Consider the following 19,291-nt stretch of genomic DNA (forward strand, 5'->3'; position numbering starts at 1 on the left):
ATACTATTATTTTTAGTGTTATTAAAGAATTACATTTAGATAAATGTATACAACTTTAAGATAACCGTTTAAGGATAGCGCAAAATTCTCCCCAAGCATACCCCCTAAATAAGATTAATATTTTACTCATAGCAAATAATTATTTATATAATTATGTCTAATTGCAACGGGATGAATATAAGTATTAGATAAAATGAAATGGACTCTTAATCGTAAAAAGAAAATGATTTTTATTGCTGTTATTTTAATTTATTTTGTCACTGTATTAAGCATTATTCTATCAGGCTTAAAAGATAATTTATTTAAGACAGATCTAATTGTGGTACTGGGTACCAAGGTATCTCCTGAAGGAGTACCTAGTGCGGGGCTAGCTGCACGCTTAAATAAAGCCATTGAAATTTATCAACAGGGCTATGCACCTAATATCTTAGTCAGTGGTGGTACAGGCAAAGAGGGTTATGATGAATCAATCGCTATGGCTGACTTTTTAATCGCAAGGGGCATTCCAGCGAGTGCTATTGTTAAAGATGGACAAGGTAATAATACCCGAGCAACCGCAAGAAATACTTATCAGTATATGCAACAGCACCAATTAAATTCTGTGATTGTAATCTCTCAATACTATCATATAGCAAGAATTAAACTTGCTTTTAAACATGAAGGGATTAGACAAATTGGTTCTGGCTCTCCTGTCTATGGTTCATGGCGAGACTTCTATTCAGTTAGTAGAGAATTATTAGGCTATCCGATTTATTTTTTCAATATCAAATAGGCTATTACTTGATCACCATAGATAATGCTACTGTTAGATGTTTTCTTTAAAATCAAAATCTTAAATTATAAGATGAAAAAAAGAGTGGCTTGCTCAATAAATATAATTATATTCCCTAATATTAAAAACTGTTGTTTGTGCTATAAACGTGATGTACCAATTGTTATATGTTATACTTTGCCAAATTAATAACTAAACTTAATAAATATTGATGTAACTTACATTGGAGTCATCATGCCTATCCGCCCATACAAAGGTACAACACCTACTTTAGGAAAAGAAGTTTTTGTAGATGAAACAGCAATTATCATTGGCGATGTTGTACTAGGCGATCAATGTTCGGTATGGCCTTATGCGGTGATTCGTGGTGATGTACACACCATACGTGTTGGCGATCGTACTAATATTCAAGATGGTTGTGTGCTACATGTGTCTCATATCAATCTTGAGGTGAATAAAACAGGCAGTGGCCTTGTTATAGGCGAAGATGTTACTGTAGGCCACAAAGCTGTGTTACATGGTTGTACAATTGGTGATCGTGTGCTTATTGGGATTGGTAGTATTATTCTGGATAATGCGCAAATAGGCAATGATGTAATTATTGGTGCAGGTACAGTGGTTCCTCAAGGCAAACATTTGAATGGTGGCTATCTTTATGTAGGTAATCCTGCTAGACAACTACGCCCTTTAATTGAAAGTGAAAAAGAACTATTACGCTATGGTTCTGCACACTATGTAAAATTAAAAGATACTTACTAGCTATTAAACTTCGCCATAACGCTGGCGATTAGCTATCCAACGATTCAGTAATGGTTCTATATATTGTTTATGTTTAATTACTAATTGTTGTGTAGCTTCTCGAACATCAGGCAATAAATCACTATCCCGCATTAAATCTGCTACTTTAAATTGTAATAAGCCTGTTTGGCGTGTGCCTAATACTTCACCGGGCCCTCTGATTTCCAAATCTTTCTCTGCAATCACAAAGCCATCGTTAGTTTCTCGCATAATAGCTAAGCGTTCTTGAGCTACTCTAGATAAAGGTGGATGATAAAGTAATAAACAAAAACTTTCTGCACTACCGCGCCCTACTCGGCCACGTAACTGGTGTAATTGGGCTAATCCTAACCGCTCAGGGTTTTCAATAATCATTAGGCTTGCATTGGGCACATCAACTCCTACCTCTATTACCGTAGTAGCCACTAATAGTTGTAGTATGCCTGCTTTAAATTGCTGCATTAATTCTGCTTTTTCAGCGGGCCTCATACGGCCATGAATTAAACCCACTTTTAAGCCAGTTAATACTTCAGATAATTCAGCAAAAGTCGTTTCTGCTGCTTGGCAAGTTAGCTCTTCTGACTCTTCAATCAATGTACAAACCCAATAGGCTTGCTTACCTGCTAAACAGGCTTGTCTTACACGTTCTATTACTTCTGCCCTTCGGCTATCAGCTATTACCACTGTAGCAACAGGAGTACGCCCAGGTGGTAATTCGTCTAAAACCGATGTATCTAAATCAGCATACATGCTCATGGCTAGCGTTCGAGGAATGGGGGTGGCTGTCATAATCAATTGATGAGGAAGTAAACCAGCTTCACTCCCTTTATCTCTTAACGCTAATCGTTGCTCCACGCCAAACCTATGTTGCTCATCAATAATAATTAAAGCTAGATTTTTAAAAGACACTTCTGCTTGAAATAAAGCATGGGTTCCTACTATCATTGGACAGCCCTCTGCAATACTTTGCAAGGCTACTTGCCGAGCTTTCCCCTTAAGCTTGCCTGCCAACCATTGTACTTGAATGCCTAAAGGTTCAAACCAACGCTGAAACGTTAAAAAATGTTGTTCTGCTAAAATCTCTGTGGGTGCCATTAAAGCCACTTGATAACCTGCTTCTAAAGCCTGTAAAGCTGCCAATGCAGCCACCACTGTTTTACCTGCACCTACATCACCTTGTACCAAACGTAACATAGGTACTGGCTGACCAAGGTCATAATTAATTTCTTGTACAACACGCTGTTGTGCATTAGTTGGCTGAAAAGGTAATTGCTGTAAATAAGCAGCTACTAATTGCTTTGATAGTGGTAAAGCAGGAGCTAGTTGTTGACGAATCTGCTCTCTTAAACGTTGTAGTGATAATTGATGTGTCAGTAGCTCCTCAAATACTAAACGTTCTTGTGCCCAATGCTTACCTTCTAGCAATAGTTGATTATCTGCATCGGGTGGAGGATGGTGCAAATAACGCACAGCTTCTAATAAACTACCTAACTGATACTTTTCAATAAGATCAGCTGGTAAATAATCAGGTAAACTATGGCTAGTTAATAATTGTAGAGCTTGCTCTACTAACTGCCTTAATCGCTGTTGGGTTAATCCTTCTGTCATGGGGTAAATGGGGGTTAATGTTTGTTCAACAGGCATTACTTTATCAACAGCAATTATTCTATATTCTGGATGATAAATTTCTAATCCAGAGGCGCCTGCACGAACATCCCCAAAACAGCGCACACGCGCACCATTTTGGAACGAGTTTTTTTGACTTTGATTAAAGTAATAAAACCTTAAACCAATACTGCCACTACTATCCCGTAACTTTACCAATAAACTTCGACGACGCCCCATTAGTACCGCAGAAGAGACAACTGTGCCTTCAATCACCGCATCTTGCCCAGCAAATAAACAACCAATAGGGGTAATTCGGGTTCTATCTTGATAACGTATAGGTAAGTGAAACAAGAGATCTTGAATTGTTATAATAGAAAGCTTGGCTAACTTTTCAGCTAACGCACTGCCTACTCCCTTTAAATGGGTAATAGGTGTATGGTCTAAACTGGCCATACCTGATGGTTAGATAATTACTGATGCACTGCGTTTGATGGCATCTACTAAAACGTCAATTGCTTTAGGTCTAGGGAAACTCATTCGCCAAGCAATTGCTACCGTTCGAGTAGGAACAGGAGCTGCAAAAGGTCTTACTTCAACAACACCTTCAGCATAATAAGGACTATGTATAGCAGAGTGAGGTAACACAGAAATACCTAAACCAGAAGCCACCATATGACGGATAGTTTCTAAGGAAGTAGACTCAACCTCGGTATATTCATCTTCTGTCCCACCTTCTTTAGTGGTTGGGCAGGCTTCTAAAACTTGATCCCTAAAACAATGCCCTTCGCCTAATAACAGCAGGGTTTTACCTGACAACTCATCGGGCTTAATTTCTTTACGTTTTGTCCATGGATGATTGGCTGGTAATAAGACATCAAAGTGTTCTTCATATAAAGGTTTAGCTACTATATCCACATCACTAAAAGGCAATGCAACAATAATAGCGTCCAAATCACCTGAACGTAATTTTTCTTTTAAAATATGAGTAAAGTTTTCTTCAATATACAGTGGCATATTGGGAGCAACTTTATGCAGTTCAGGAATTAGATGTGGAAATAGATAAGGGCCGATTGTATAAATAGCACCTACGCGAAGAGGTGCAGCAAGCTGATCTTTACCTACCTGCGCTAACTCACGAATAACCTGTGTTTGCTCCAATACTTTTTTAGCTTGTTCTACAATGGTTTCGCCTACTGGTGTTAAACGAACAGAGTTTTTACTCCGTTCGAAAATATAAACACCCAACTCCTTTTCAATTTTTTTAACACCCACAGATAACGTTGGTTGACTTACATGACAACGATCAGCCGCTTTACCAAAATGCTTTTCTTGTGCCAAAATCACAATATAACGAAGTTCTGTGAGAGTCATAATTTAATCCTTCTATGCTGAGGGTGACTATCCTAAAACTAAAATAGCATCCATTTCTACTAATGAATCTTTAGGTAATGCATTAATGCCAATTGCTGCACGAGCAGGATAAGGCTCTGCAAAATAACGCCCCATTACTTCATTTACCTTAGCAAAATTAGCAAGGTCTGTTAAATAAATATTTAATTTAACAATATCTTTTAAACCACCACCTGCTGCTTCTGCAACAGATTTTAAATTTTCAAATACCTGTACCGTTTGTGCTTCAAAACCACCTTCAACTAATTGCATAGTGGCTGGGTTTAGAGGGATTTGTCCTGATAAATAGACAGTATCACCTGCTTTAATAGCTTGTGAATAAGTACCAATTGCTGCAGGTGCTTTTTCAGTGTTAATCACTTCTTTTTTCATGAAGTAAACTCCTAATAATCTATTAGTGTCCTGTTCTTGCGATTTTTATAATACCATTAATAAGTCGTAACTTCTTAATCACTTTGGATAAGTGAATTCGATTATGTACCGTAACTACCATATTCACGATACAGGTTCTGCCGTCACGTTCATCTACTGCAATCTTTTCTATATTAGCATCCGCTAAATTGACCGCTTCAGCTAGTGACGCAATTAAACCGCGCTGTTGCTCCAACTCTACATTTAATTGGACTTCAAACTCACCTTTGATGTCTTTAGCCCACTGCAAAGGAACACATTTATCAGTATTGGAAATATCAGCTACTCGCTTACAATTCTCAATGTGAACAACAATACCTTTACCTGTAGATAGGTGACCAATAATGGGATCGCGAGGGATAGGATAACAGCATTTGGCATAAGTAATCACTAAACCTTCTGTACCATGTATTTCTAAAGGTTTCTTACCAATAGATGATCTGTCTAATCCTTTAACTAACTGTTGTGCCACAATATAGGCAACACGATTACCTAAACCAATTTCTTCGAATAATGCTTCAGGTGTCGCTAATTTATATTCTTTTAGTACTGCCTCTAATTGTTCAGGAGGTATTTTATCCAAGTATGAATCAACACTTGCTAACTCTTTATTCAGTAAGTTCTCACCCAATGTAATAGACTCTAACTGTTTTTGTTGTTTTAGTGCGTGTCTAATATTTGTTCTGGCTCTGCCTGTTGCTACAAAATTTAACCATGCTGGATTGGGTCTAGCATTAGGAGAACAAACAACTTCGACGGTAGAACCGCTTTCTAATACTTGTGATAATGGTGCTAAATGACGATCTATCCGACAAGCAATGCAAGTATTACCTACATCGGTATGGACAGCATAAGCAAAATCAACCGCTGTAGAGCCTTTTACCAGCTCCATAATACGTCCTTTAGGCGTAAAAACATACACTTCATCAGGAAATAAGTCGGTTTTAACGTTCTCCACGAATTCTAAAGAACTACCTGCACGCTGTTGTAACTCTAATAAATTTTTTACCCAACGCTTAACACGTGATTGGTTTACTTCATCACTGCCCGATTTATACAACCAATGGGCGGCAATACCGTAACTGGCCATTTCATCCATTTCTTTAGTACGGATTTGGATTTCAATAGGAATTCCATTCATACCAAATAAAGAAGTATGTAATGATTGGTAGCCATTGGCTTTGGGTATAGCTATATAGTCTTTAAAACGGCCTGGCACAGGTTTAAAAAGGTTATGCATTGCACCCAATACGCGATAACACATATCAACGGAATCAACTACAATGCGGAAAGCATAAATATCCATAATTTCATTAAAGGATTTTTTCTTGTCCTTCATTTTCTTATAAATACTGTAAAAATGTTTTTCTCTACCGTTTACTTGGCCTTGTAAATTTTCTCTTTGTAAACAGGCTTCAATCGCGGTTTGAAATTTCGCAACTACTTCACGACGATGACCACTGACTTTTTGAACCGCTTTGTCAATTAAGGCAGCCCGCATGGGATACATCGCTTTAAAACTAAGATCTTCTAAGGAAACACGGACATCACGCATCCCCAATCGATTAGCAATGGGCGCGTAAATTTCTAAGGTTTCTTTTGCAATTCGACGACGTTTAGGAGGTGACATCACCTCTAAAGTGCGCATATTATGTAGGCGGTCAGCTAACTTAACAATAATAACGCGAATATCTCGCGCCATGGCCATAGCCATTTTTTGGAAGTTTTCAGCTTGGGCTTGTTCTTTACTATCAAAAGAGATTTGGGTTAGTTTGCTAACCCCATCCACAAGATCAGCAACCGACTCACCAAATTGTTCAGCTAATGCTTCTTTAGGAATACCTGTATCTTCAATAACATCATGTAACATTGCAGCCATCAGGCTTTGATGATCCATATGCATTTCAGCAAGAATTCTTGCAACGGCTAATGGATGTGTTACGTATTTTTCACCACTACGACGACGTTGCCCATCATGGGCTTGCGAAGCATAATAGTAAGCACGCCGAACACAGTTCACCTGTTCTGGTGTTAAGTATTCAGTGAGGCGATGAGCAAGGTCATCTATGGTTGGCACAAACCACCCCCTCGCTGATATGGCATGCAGCTACTAGGCGAGGCATAAATCAAATAAACTAACCTCTAAAGCTATCCATTTGTCCTTCGTCAAATGCTGTAAATAAAGGCTCTTCACGAACCATAGCCTCTTGTGCCACAAATTCTTTATCGATTAAACCTTCAGCAATTTCACGTAGAGCTACTACGGTTGGTTTATCATTATCCCAAGCAACTAGAGGCTCACGGCCACCGCTTGCTAATTGTCTAGCACGTTTGCCAGCTAGCATCACTAATTCAAAGCGATTTTCTACATTATCTAAACAATCTTCTACTGTTATACGAGCCATAATATTCCTCTAAAAATCATCAACTAACTATCAGCTATTGCGTCTGTAATCCGAATCTTTCAGTTTAAAAGTATCTATTGATTATGACAAGAGATCTTTTAGTAAAGTTTCTAATTTTTCCGCCTGTCTTAAACATTTTAAGCGGTATGTAATAACAATGGACTCTAATTGACGCAATGCTGTATCAAAATCATCATTAACAATTAAAAAATCAAACTCTGGATAGTGACTAATTTCATTAATAGCTTTTGACATACGATGCTCAATAACTACACCTGAGTCTTGGCCACGTTGCACTAGCCGTTTACGCAAAGTACCTCTTGAAGGAGGTAAAATAAAAATACATTTTGCTTCTGGCATTAACCGACGCACTTGTTGTGCGCCTTGCCAATCAATTTCAAGAATAAGGTCTTGCCCCTTATTCAAACACTCATCAACCCAATAAGAAGCGGTACCATAATAATTTTCAAAAACCATGGCATGCTCTAGAAAGGCATTTTCATTGAGCATTTCTATAAACTTTTCTTTTGTTACAAAGAAATAATTTACCCCATCTTGTTCATCAGCACGTGGAGCTCTTGTAGTATGAGAAACCGCTACTTTTAACTCTGGTTGACGTTCTAATAAAGCTTTAACTAAACTGGTTTTTCCTGCCCCAGAAGGTGCTGAAATTACATAAAGAGTTCCACGTTCCATTTTACCCATCCTATCTAACCCATAGATATAGTTACATTATAACGATTTATGTTGGATTAATCTTGTTGTTTAGGGTTTTTAGTTGTATTTTTTGCAGCCTCTAAAAAGTCAGAGGCTGTTATTTTTTGCATGGTATTAATAATCCAGTCTTCTGCTTGTTTATTTGCTTGTATTATTTGCTCTGGCTCTGTACTTTCAGGTTTTATTGGCTGGCCGAAAACTACTTCTATGGTTCCTGGATATTTAGCCCAGCCATATTTTGGCCAAAACTCACCTGCATTATGGGCTACAGGCACTGCTGTCACCCCAGCAGTAGCCGCCAAAGTGACTCCACCACGGGTAAAGCGTCCATTCTGTCCTGGTTGAGTCCGAGTGCCTTCTGGAAAAATAAGGATGTAATGACCTGCTTTTAGTAAGTTACTTCCTTTATCCAATAACTGCTTAAACGCTTCCTTTGGCGTACCTCTATTGATAGCCACTTGCCTACTTAAAGCAAGCATCCAGCCAAAGAAAGGAATAAATTGCAGCTCTCGCTTTAATACATTACTCAATGGATAAATTTGCGCTGTAAAGAAGATAGTTTCCCAAGTACTTTGATGCTTGGAAACAATAACACAAGGGGTGCTAGGTAAATTCTCAAATCCAGTAATTTTATATTTAATACCCGCAATAACACTTGCTGAATTGATAACAAAACGACACCAAGGTTGAATAAAACCTTTCATTAACCAACGATAGGGAATAAATAAAAATACTGTTAAACAAACGATACCCCAAATTAGCACACTAGCAGCTAGTACCAAATAGAAAGCAATGGTACGTAGAATTTGTAGGAATGATATTTTTTTCTTCATCGTTTAGAACCTATCAATCACCCATTAAGTGAGTGGTAAATTACTGTAATAAATAATCAGCAACGGCCACTAAGTCATCAAACACTAAAACTTGTTTATCAATTCCTTTTTCTAAGGTACGTAATCCTTTACCTGTTCTTACTAATACCTGCTGACATGCTACTGCTTGTGCAGCTTTTAGATCACTTGCTGAGTCTCCAACAAACCATACCTCTTGTAAAGGTACTTGATAATACTCAGAAATTTGCTGTAAAAGTCCTGGCTTTGGTTTACGACAATCACAACCATCATTAGGCCCATGAGGACAATACGCAATCATCCCCAGTTCTCCACCAGCCTCTGTTACTAACGCACGTAGCTTATTATGCATAGCTTCAAGGGTAGCCACGTTGTAATAACCTCGCGCGATTCCTGACTGATTCGTTGCAACAGCGACAGTCCACCCTGCCTTACTGAGTCTTGCAATTGCATCAATAGCGCCTTCAATAGGAATCCATTCCGCTACTGTTTTAATATAGTCATCGGAGTCATAATTTATGACTCCGTCTCTATCTAGAATAATGAGTTTCATTAATCTAACAGTGATATATCAGCAATGCCTAGGAACAACTGACGGATACGCGCTAACAATGCATAACGATTGGCGCGTACTTGGCTATCCTCAACATTGACAAAGACATGTTCAAAGAAATCATCCAACAAGGTTTGTAATGAGGCCAATTGATCTAATGCCTTACTATAATCACGGGCTGCACTTAGCTTAGGCACACTTTCCTCTAAACGCTTAATAGCATCAGCTAACGCATTTTCTTGCTTTTCTAATAACAACACTGGATTAATTGCTGTGGCAATCTCTTGCTGTGAGGTCTTTTCTAAAATACTATATACACGCTTATTCGCAAAAGATAACGCCTGTGCTTCAGGTAGTTTACGGAAATGCTCCACCGCTTGCACACGCTGATCAAAATCCAATGGCGACATAGGCTTTAACGCACGAACTGCCTGATAGGTAGTGATATTAATGCCTTCGTCTTCGTAACGGGCACGTAATCTATCAAAGATAAAATCTAACACTTGCTCAGCCAAACCTTTAGGCTCTACTTGATAACCATAAAGATCAACTGCACGCTGTACCATTTCAGCTAAATTAAGCTCTAAGCGTTTTTCCAATAGAATACGTAAGATACCTAAAGCAGCACGGCGTAAGGCATAAGGATCTTTACTACCTGTTGGTAACATACCAATACCAAATATACCCACCAAGGTATCTAGTTTATCGGCAATGGCTACACTACACCCAACAAGCGTGGTTGGTAGCTCACCACCCATATTACGTGGCATATATTGCTCATTTAGCGCTAAGGCTACATCTTTAGCTTCACCACCTGCCAATGCATAGTAGTAACCTGCTATACCTTGCATTTCTGGAAATTCACCAACCATTTCGGTGGCTAAATCGGTTTTTGATAATATGCCTGCACGTCTAGCTTGTTCTACATTTGTTCCTAGCTTTTCAGCTACATAACCCGCTAATTTACTAACTCGTACAGCTTTATCATAAACCGTTCCTAATTTAGCTTGGAACACTACATTTTTTAGGCGCTCATTAAATTGCTCAAGGGGCTGTTTAAGATCCTGTTTAAAAAAGAATTCAGCATCTGTTAAACGTGGCCTTACTACTTTTTCATTACCCGTTATCACTTGGGATGGATCTTTACTATCCACATTAGCAACGGTTATAAACAGTGGTAATAATTTGCCTTGCTCATCCAATAAACAGAAATATTTCTGATTATCCTGCATGGTAGAAATTAATGCTTCTTGAGGCACTTCTAAGAAACGCTCTTCAAAACTACACACTAAAGGTACAGGCCATTCCACTAGAGCGGTTACTTCTTCTAACAAGCCATTAGGTACAATCGCTTTACCATTATTTTGTTTAGCTAGCTCTGCTACTTTATCTGCTATAAGCTGTTTACGTTCAGTAAAATCAGCTAGCACATGGGCACTGCGTAAATCTTCTACATAACTTTTAGGTGATGAAATATACACAGGAGCTGGATTATGGAAACGATGGCCACGTGATTCGCACCCTGCTTTCTGCGCTAAAATTTCACAATCGATAACTTGGTTACCCAATAACATGACTAACCATTGGGTAGGACGTACAAATTCTTCACGTCTAGCCGCCCACCGCATTCTTTTAGGGATAGGTAAATTATCTAATGCGCTACGTATAATATCAGGCAGTAGGCTCGCGGTAGCTTGGCCTTTAATGGTTTGTGCAAAACGTAACTTTGCACCTGACTGATCAATTGCTGATAATTCAACGCCACATTTGCGTGCAAACCCTAGTGCTGCTTGAGTAGGCTCACCTTCTGCTGTAAAAGCAGCTTGTATGGGAGGACCATCTACATTGATTGTACGATCAGCTTGTTGCTCTTCTAAAGCTTCTACTAATACAGCTAAACGTCTTGGTGCTGCATAATAATGACTTGTTTGATAATTAAGCCCTGCGTCTTTTAAGCCTTTTTCAATACCTTTTTGAAAAGCTTCTGCCAATGATTTTAATGCTTTTGGAGGAAGCTCTTCAGTACCTAATTCAACCAGAAAATCTTGCGTACTCATTATTCTGCCTCCTTCATTTTCGCCAACACTTCATCACGTAATGCTTCATCAGCCATTGGGAAAGCTAAACGAGCACGAGCCTCTAAATAGCTCTGCGCAACTGCGCGGGCTAAGGTTCTAACCCTTAGAATATAACGTTGCCGCTCCGTTACTGAAATAGCCCGACGCGCATCTAGTAAGTTAAAGGTATGTGAGGCTTTAAGTACCATTTCATAAGTGGGTAATGGCAGTTGTAACTCAATCAAGCGATTTGCTTCACTCTCATAAAAATCAAATAAACCAAATAGCTTTTCGATGTTGGCGTGTTCAAAATTATAGGTAGATTGTTCAACCTCATTTTGATGAAAAACATCGCCATAAGTCACTTTGCCAAATTGGCCATCTGTCCACACTAGATCATAAACAGAATCAACACCCTGTAGATACATAGCTAAACGTTCAAGACCATAAGTGATTTCACCCGTAACAGGGTAACACTCAATACCACCCACTTGTTGGAAATAAGTAAACTGGGTTACTTCCATACCATTTAACCAAACTTCCCAACCTAACCCCCAAGCACCTAATGTTGGAGACTCCCAATTATCTTCTACAAAACGAATATCATGGATAAGAGGATCAAGCCCAATATGTTTTAAAGAGCCTAAATAAAGTTCTTGTAAGTTATCAGGATTAGGTTTGAGTACAACTTGAAACTGATAATAATGCTGCAAGCGATTAGGATTTTCACCATAACGACCATCCGTAGGTCTTCTTGATGGTTGCACATAAGCTGCACTCCATCTCTCTGGTCCAATTGCGCGTAGAAATGTTGCTGTATGAAAAGTACCTGCACCCATCTCCATATCATAAGGTTGTAATACCACACAGCCTTGCTCTGCCCAATATTGTTGCAAAGCAAGAATCAAATCCTGAAATGTACGAACAGTTGATACCTTAGTCGTCACTTGAGTTACCTATGAGTAATATCAGTCTAATTACCTGTTTAAACCAAACAGGTAAAATTTATTTTAAATTGAAAGTTGCTCAGTATAACAGGGAGAACCTATAAGGTTGAAGTCTATTTATGTATACAACTACATTATTTTCATATAGAAAGATAATAATTTGAGCAAATAAATAGTCGTTCGCATAAATATTTTTACATGAATCTTTATGCTAAATTATCTCAGTATACTTTTATTGTTTCGCTTGCTGCGTTGCTAGCAATTTAGCAATATCTTCTATGGACTTTTTACCATCTTCGCTGACTTTTCGATAACAATAAATTAATTCTAATTCTTGTTGTGTTAACTGAACACCTGCCTTGTAAGTCCCTGTTTCTTCAGCAGTAGTCAATACTGATGATCTACTCAAGCTATCTATAGGTATTATTCTGACACCTGTTAAAATATAATTAGTATCAACACCCAAATTAACCAAATTTAATAATACTTCTGATCCTGGTGCAATTTTAGCCGATTCATATCTACTCCATGTTTCTCTGGTAATAGATACCTTATCAGCAATTTCTTGCTGGGTCATGCCTAGCCGTTTACGTTCCTCTTTCAACCGCGTCGACAAAGAATTAGTAGCCATCATACTCTTCTCTTTGATTATTAATTTTATCCCTATAACTGCATATAATAATCATAATTAAATCGAATTTAAATAATAATTAATTACTGATTGATTAATAACTGATCTGAATGGCTATAAACACCAGATGGAAAAACATCAATAATTTGTAACGAAAACACTACTAAAATCTTAATATTATGCTAAACACACCAATATAAAGTGATTTATAAGTCACTTTATAATTGACAAAGTGATCAATTATTCACATAATGCATATGTATTCCATAATTAATAGTATTCAATTAGAATTAAAGGAAGAACAAATGAATACACCTTACCCAATGCCTAATACACAACCATATACACCAGAACAGGTAAAAAACTTTTTTCGACAATCAGGTATTCCAATTTCAAATTGGGCGAAAGCTAATGGATATTCTGTTAATAAAGTTTATCAAGTGTTAAATGGTCAACTAAAAGGTTTACGAGGTTCAGCTCATGAAATTGCTATTGAACTTGGCTTGAAAGTTAATATAGATACCAATTATCAGTGATAATGTCTTAAAAATTAATTTTTGTTAAATATTTCTTACAGTCATTTACTAATGCTGTAGAGTAAGAGATTGGAGTCTATTATCGATTGAATGGGTAAAGATTAATCGTCGTGGCATTATAAATCATGCAGAAGTATATTTCGCCCTATTAAAAAACAGCTACCCCATTATTAATTTTCTTCTACAATTTATTTATATTAACAAAGCTTTAGCTAATCAATGGATTATCATTGATCCAAGAGGCTGGTTATAGTGGTGTTACCTCACTAATAACATGCAATAACATTTTATCTCTTTTTGTTTAACTAGCAGGGCGATAATGAAAAACTTCAGCAAGATGAGAACGCTTTACTTTCTCTTCACTCTGCATATCTGCTAATGTTCTTGCTACTTTTAAACAACGGTGAAGTGCCCTTAAAGAAAGGCCTAATTTTTCACCTGCTTGTTCAAACCATTGTTGATCTTCTTTAGCTAACTGACAAACCTTTTGCAATGTTGCAATATCCAAATAGGCATTAGGACAACCTTGTCTTTTTTGCTGAATTACTCTTGCCTCCGCCACTTGCTTTGCAGCTAACGCAGTGGTTAAATTGTTACTATTATTAGCAGATAAGGCTAATGACTCTCTGCCTACGGTAATATGCAGATCTATTCTATCTAATAATGGCCCTGATAATTTACTGCGATAACGCTGTACCTGTTCAGGTGTACAACGACATGTTTTAGTGGTATCACCTAAATAACCACATGGACAGGGGTTCATAGCTGCTATTAGTTGAAATTTAGCAGGAAATAATACTTTTTCCCTTGCCCTTGCTACCATTATTTCATGACTTTCTAAGGGTTCTCTTAAAACTTCCAATACACGCCGATCAAACTCTGTAAACTCATCTAAAAATAATACACCTTGATGGGCTAAAGTTACTTCACCAGGCTGCGGCTTACTGCCACCGCCAACTAGAGCAGCTGCAGAAGAAGTGTGATGTGGAGCTCTAAATGGCCGCTGTGGCCAATGTGTTAAGGGTTTAATATCAGCAATAGAATAAATAGCGGCTACTTCCAATGCTTCTTGCTCTGTAAGAACAGGTAAAATACCTGGTAAGCGACTAGCTAATAAAGTTTTCCCTGTACCAGGTGGACCTGTAAAAAGTAGATTATGGCCACCGCTGGCTGCAATTAATAATGCTCTTTTGGCAGCTATTTGACCTTGAACATCTGCTAAGTCTGGATAAGGTTCAACCTGTTTAAATAACCCATTAGATTGATAAGGTTCTAACAAAACCTGCCCCGCAAAATGAGCAGCTACTTGTAATAAGTGATCCACTGCATAGACTATTAACCCTGTTGCTAAGCAAGCCTCTTCTGCATTTTCTTTGGGTACAAATAAAGCTCTGCCCGCTTCTCTTGCTGATAATGCTGCTGATAAGACACCTCGAACAGGACGGATATGACCAGATAATGCTAATTCACCTAGACACTCTATTTCTTTTAATGGCTCTACTGGAATTTGCCCACTAGCAGCTAAAATACCTAAGGCAATGGCTAAATCGAACCGTCCACCTTCTTTAGGTAAATCAGCAGGTGCAAGATTTAAAGTAATCCGTCTAGCTGGGAATTCAAATTGTGAATTAATAATGGCACTTCTTACTCTATCTTTTGCTTCTCGTACCGCTGTTTCTGGCAAACCTACTAAGGTTAACGAAGGCAAACCATTGGATAAATGACTTTCAACTGTTACACAAGGTGCATTAATACCAACCTGCGCTCTACTATAGGTAATGGCCAGCGTCATTAGTATTCCTTTTTGCTATATTGATTATTTTTATTATAGCCGAGAATATCTATAATTTTTTTGATTAGAGAACACTCTTATATTAAATGTTCAACCTCTATTTTTTGTTTCCAATGAGACTGTAAGTATTCAATAATAAACTCTCGATGACAATGATCTGGCTTTTCTTCACCACATAATAAGCAACTTTGATCCACTAGCTTTTTATCTAAATGCTTTTCAATTTGCCTTTCTTGCATTAATTTAAGAAACTCATCACGAAACTGTTGCCAGTTGTGCTCTTTATGACGATAGGGCGTTAAAACTTGTTCAGTAGGTGCTAACTCTAACAAGTGCAAATAATCAACGTGACATAACTCTTTAAGAAAATATTTAAGATCATCTTGCTTAGCAAAACTTGATAACTGCGAGGTATTATTCAGTCTTACATCTATTACTCTTTTAGTACCTGAGTTTTTAATGAGATTAAAAAATTCTTCAGCAGATTTTTTAGTAAATCCTATAGTAAAGACTTTCATCAATAATCTCCCGTTAAATACTAATTAAATTATCAAAGGAAGTATGATTACTTATACCCCTTATCGAACTCTAGACAACCTAAGTCTGATAATAGTTTCGGTAGGTGTTTTTAGATAAGTAAGCAAATACTCCTAGCAATAACTTACTAGGAGTATTTCTTTTTAGAAACTATAACGGTAACCAACATCTAATTGTTTTTTATCAAAACGATTGCCTTTGGCATAGTCAAACTCAGCATAAATATTATGTTGTTTATTAATGCTTATATTTACGCCTACACCATTGTCAAACCAGCTAGAACGGAAAGAATGACCTTGTTTGCGACCATCATTAAACTTGTAAGTAGCACTACCACTCATTTCTCTCACAATGCCTGATTTTAAGTAGATATTAATTGGATTTTCACCTTGTGCTTGATAACCAATTACACCACCAACACGCCCCAATGTACTGTTGTAATGACTAAGACCAACTTTTAAGCCATTGCTAGCGTGAACAGTATCTCCATCTTGGTAACCGTAGCTTAACTGAGCTTGTGGTTCAATATAGAAACCTGTGTTTCTCTCTCCTAACCAAAAACGCTTTCCTACCTCAGTAGATAAGCTTACTCCGCTTGTCTTACCAGTCCCTTTTATACCAGTACCTGCAGTATCTTTTACACTAAAATGATTTCTCATATTGTTGTATTTCAAGACTGTATCAACGTATAAACCATTATCTAAAAAGTAGGTAGCATATAAACCTGCAATATAGTTTTTACCATCACCATCTCCTCCCCTATAATTTGGATTGGTTTTGCTAAAGCCAGCCATTGCGCCAATAACTAAATTACCATTTGCTACATCTAGCTGTTTATCAATACCTGCTTGAGTACCCATATAACTCATATCAAAGCCAGCTAGTGCATTACCAGAAAATGAAGATAACTTACCAGCAAAACTTTTTAACCAGAAACCACCTGTTTTTACACCTATCGCGTCATTATTCCGTAGATCACCTAGACGTTGTAATAACGTTTGATTTTCAATGTAATTAGTTAAATAACCTATATTTAAAAAGCTACTTGCTGCCTGTGCAGTGGTCGTTAAAGAACGCAGTCCTGTTGAATATAACTCCATATTATTAGTGGCCGAAGGTGAGGCTCTTAAACCATATTCATAAGCCCCTAATTCAACCTTATTAGCTAAGCTAAAATTCGCCTGATTTGAACCTGTATGAACAACAGTCAAAGTTTCAGTACCATCTGTAGCAGCCGAACCATTATTAACTACATTTAACCGATGATTACCTGACGCTGTACCGTTCACTACAATTAAATCACCTGTTTGCCCCACAATATCAGTATGAATATTAAATAGACCATTACCTTGCAAACTATCTGTAGTTAAGGTTGTAAAGTTACTATTGGTAAAATTAACGGTTGAATTATTGAGTGTTAAACTTGTAACAGCAGAATTATCTATCATATTCCAAGTGCTACCTGTCATCGATAAATTAACTTTTGCGCTGGTAGATGTGTTTATTAAAGAGGTTCCTGTTAGCACAGAACCCGTGTCCATATTAAGATCTATTAATGAGCCATTGCCTGAGGCTGCAATATTGCCTTTGATATTCGCTTTACCCGTTAGTGTGATATTTGAGTTTGCATCTTGGGTATAAAAGGCTGACTGACTATTTGAGGCAGCAACAATATTAGTTTCTCCTGTTAAATTAACCCTGCCACCATTTTGTGCCACCACAGCCAGTGTACTGCCTTCTGACATTTTAAGTGAAATATTTTCGCCGTTAATAACGCCACGATTTACTGCACGCATACCCATAGCTAATGCACCACCAGAGTTAACAGTAATATCTGTATTGGCTAAATTAACTAATCCTCCATTACCTTCTGCCTGCGCACCAATCTGTCCATGTGTAGTAATACTATTTCGATCTGCCACATCACCTTTAAAGTTAACCGTTCCTAAATAGCCAACTACACCAATTGCTTGTTGTGTAATAACATGACTTCCTGCTCCAACATCTATCACTCCACTATTTTGTGCATATAAACCATGCGCCAGTGACCCTGTGGTCTCTACAGTTAGTTTATCAGCTTTAAAATGAGCTCCATTTGATACCGCCCAGACCCCTGCATTATAATTGCCTGTTGTTGTAATAGAGCTATTTGAACCAACATCAACCTTACCACCATTTTGAACATTAACACCATATGCATTATTGCTGGCTATTGTTAACTGATTCGCTGTAACTGAAGCTGTACCACTTGAACCAGTAACGTAGAGAGCGCTATTACCATTTCCTACACCGTTTATATTGATTGTAGAGTTATTACCTAAATTTAATGATCCTCCCTCTACAGCTACAGCGTCCCATTCATTCTTAACAATTCCTGAATTAATTGTTATACCATCCGCTGTAACGGTACTGCCACCTTTGAGTTCTATTGCTCTACCATTATTTTGAATATTTATCTGGCCACCCTTGCCTAAATCTACATTACTTTGAGCCGATACAGCTATTCCAGTAGCGTAATACTGATTATTGATATTTATATTTAAATTATCTGCAACAACAGTTGTTTTGTTACCCACTTGTAAACCTACTACAGATGTTGAACTTCCTTGAGTAACGTTAATTTCTGTACCAGAACCAAGATTATTGGTATTAGTATTTGCTAAATTAATACCAATACCACCAGGGCTTGCATTTCCTGACTTAATATCAATGGTAGCCGCTCCATTGATAGTCACTTTTTCGCCTATAGTAGTACTATTTATACCTACTGCTCTACTGATTGGAGTAGCTTGGCTAGTATCAACTTTTATACTATCACCATCATTTAACACAACATTACCAGTTAACGCTCCATACTCTACTGCTAATGATGTAGTTCCATATACTCCTGAAAGAACACCTATAGTTAACACGAAGATTTTTTGTTTTTGTTTAATCTTAATGTACTGCATAACTAATTTCCTATATATCCTACTGCAAAACTACTAACACGAAGGTTAATAACGAAAAAAATCTGAAAGGCAACAACAAAATAGTTACCAATCAGATTACTTTTTTTTAAAAAATACTATGTTATACATGTTATCTTAAATAAATATTAATTATGTCTATCATCACCTATATATTTTTAGAAAGACAACTACATCACATTTTATTTAAGACATTCTACAGTCAACTGCGACAAGCCAGACAGGGTAAACAGCCATTACAGAAATATGGGGAATATATACAGAAATGGATAAGTTTTTTTAAGCATTGCAAGCAATAGTCATGAAGTTTACACATCA

At 37.4% G+C, this 19,291-nt stretch carries 17 protein-coding genes; 3 read left to right on the plus strand and 14 right to left on the minus strand.

Annotation, left to right across the window (positions count from 1 at the left end):
* The first annotated feature begins 193 nt into the window (after window positions 1-193).
* A complete protein-coding gene (locus tag JHT90_RS13105; RefSeq protein ID WP_201091762.1) occupies window positions 194-772 on the plus strand; it encodes a YdcF family protein in 579 nt (192 codons plus the stop codon).
* A 234-nt stretch (window positions 773-1,006) separates the two neighbouring features.
* The gene (locus tag JHT90_RS13110) at window positions 1,007-1,531 is read left to right on the plus strand and encodes a gamma carbonic anhydrase family protein (RefSeq protein ID WP_201091764.1); all 525 of its coding nucleotides are present in this window, start codon (window positions 1,007-1,009) and stop codon (window positions 1,529-1,531) included.
* Window positions 1,532-1,534: 3 nt separating this feature from the next.
* Here the strand turns inward: JHT90_RS13110 and recG are convergent, their stop codons facing one another.
* The 11 genes from recG to JHT90_RS13165 form a co-directional block, all read right to left on the minus strand.
* Complete coding sequence (gene recG / locus JHT90_RS13115; protein WP_201091767.1) at window positions 1,535-3,610, minus strand: ATP-dependent DNA helicase RecG; 2,076 nt, start codon at window positions 3,608-3,610, stop codon at window positions 1,535-1,537.
* 9 nt (window positions 3,611-3,619) lie between these two features.
* Window positions 3,620-4,528, minus strand: a complete 909-nt coding sequence (locus JHT90_RS13120; RefSeq protein WP_201091769.1) for a hydrogen peroxide-inducible genes activator — start codon at window positions 4,526-4,528, stop codon at window positions 3,620-3,622.
* Between the two features lie 27 nt (window positions 4,529-4,555).
* Complete coding sequence (locus tag JHT90_RS13125; protein ID WP_201091771.1) at window positions 4,556-4,939, minus strand: RidA family protein; 384 nt, start codon at window positions 4,937-4,939, stop codon at window positions 4,556-4,558.
* 22 nt (window positions 4,940-4,961) lie between these two features.
* Entirely contained in the window at window positions 4,962-7,055 is a 2,094-nt protein-coding gene (locus JHT90_RS13130) for a RelA/SpoT family protein (protein WP_201091774.1), read from the minus strand.
* A gap of 58 nt (window positions 7,056-7,113) precedes the next feature.
* The gene (gene rpoZ / locus JHT90_RS13135) at window positions 7,114-7,383 is read right to left on the minus strand and encodes a DNA-directed RNA polymerase subunit omega (RefSeq protein WP_201091776.1); all 270 of its coding nucleotides are present in this window, start codon (window positions 7,381-7,383) and stop codon (window positions 7,114-7,116) included.
* An 81-nt stretch (window positions 7,384-7,464) separates the two neighbouring features.
* Window positions 7,465-8,079 carry a guanylate kinase gene (gene gmk / locus JHT90_RS13140; RefSeq protein WP_201091778.1) on the minus strand — a complete coding sequence of 205 codons (615 nt, stop codon included), beginning with the start codon at window positions 8,077-8,079 and terminating at the stop codon, window positions 7,465-7,467.
* 56 nt (window positions 8,080-8,135) lie between these two features.
* Window positions 8,136-8,933: a lysophospholipid acyltransferase family protein gene (locus JHT90_RS13145; protein ID WP_236253964.1), complete on the minus strand. Its 798-nt coding sequence runs from the start codon at window positions 8,931-8,933 to the stop codon at window positions 8,136-8,138.
* Between the two features lie 40 nt (window positions 8,934-8,973).
* A complete protein-coding gene (gene gmhB, locus JHT90_RS13150) occupies window positions 8,974-9,504 on the minus strand; it encodes a D-glycero-beta-D-manno-heptose 1,7-bisphosphate 7-phosphatase (protein ID WP_201091780.1) in 531 nt (176 codons plus the stop codon).
* A complete protein-coding gene (gene glyS / locus JHT90_RS13155; RefSeq protein WP_201091782.1) occupies window positions 9,504-11,561 on the minus strand; it encodes a glycine--tRNA ligase subunit beta in 2,058 nt (685 codons plus the stop codon). Before glyS ends, gmhB begins: the two co-directional genes overlap by 1 nt.
* The gene (glyQ, locus tag JHT90_RS13160; protein WP_201091783.1) at window positions 11,561-12,508 is read right to left on the minus strand and encodes a glycine--tRNA ligase subunit alpha; all 948 of its coding nucleotides are present in this window, start codon (window positions 12,506-12,508) and stop codon (window positions 11,561-11,563) included. The genes glyS and glyQ overlap by 1 nt, the downstream gene beginning before the upstream one ends.
* A gap of 232 nt (window positions 12,509-12,740) precedes the next feature.
* On the minus strand, window positions 12,741-13,142 hold the full coding sequence (locus tag JHT90_RS13165; protein ID WP_201091784.1) for a helix-turn-helix domain-containing protein: 402 nt from the start codon (window positions 13,140-13,142) through the stop codon (window positions 12,741-12,743).
* Between the two features lie 302 nt (window positions 13,143-13,444).
* Between JHT90_RS13165 and JHT90_RS13170 the strand changes: the two genes are divergently transcribed.
* Complete coding sequence (locus JHT90_RS13170; protein WP_201091785.1) at window positions 13,445-13,675, plus strand: DNA-binding protein; 231 nt, start codon at window positions 13,445-13,447, stop codon at window positions 13,673-13,675.
* A 301-nt stretch (window positions 13,676-13,976) separates the two neighbouring features.
* On the opposite strand, the gene JHT90_RS13175 is transcribed toward JHT90_RS13170, so the two are convergent.
* From JHT90_RS13175 to JHT90_RS13185, 3 genes are all read right to left on the minus strand, one after another.
* Window positions 13,977-15,467: a YifB family Mg chelatase-like AAA ATPase gene (locus tag JHT90_RS13175; RefSeq protein ID WP_201091793.1), complete on the minus strand. Its 1,491-nt coding sequence runs from the start codon at window positions 15,465-15,467 to the stop codon at window positions 13,977-13,979.
* A 77-nt stretch (window positions 15,468-15,544) separates the two neighbouring features.
* Window positions 15,545-15,985 carry a DUF488 domain-containing protein gene (locus JHT90_RS13180; RefSeq protein ID WP_201091795.1) on the minus strand — a complete coding sequence of 147 codons (441 nt, stop codon included), beginning with the start codon at window positions 15,983-15,985 and terminating at the stop codon, window positions 15,545-15,547.
* A gap of 162 nt (window positions 15,986-16,147) precedes the next feature.
* On the minus strand, window positions 16,148-18,955 hold the full coding sequence (locus JHT90_RS13185) for an autotransporter outer membrane beta-barrel domain-containing protein (RefSeq protein WP_201091796.1): 2,808 nt from the start codon (window positions 18,953-18,955) through the stop codon (window positions 16,148-16,150).
* Window positions 18,956-19,291: the final 336 nt, after the last annotated feature.

Source organism: Entomomonas asaccharolytica (genome assembly GCF_016653615.1).
GTDB lineage: Bacteria > Pseudomonadota > Gammaproteobacteria > Pseudomonadales > Pseudomonadaceae > Entomomonas > Entomomonas asaccharolytica.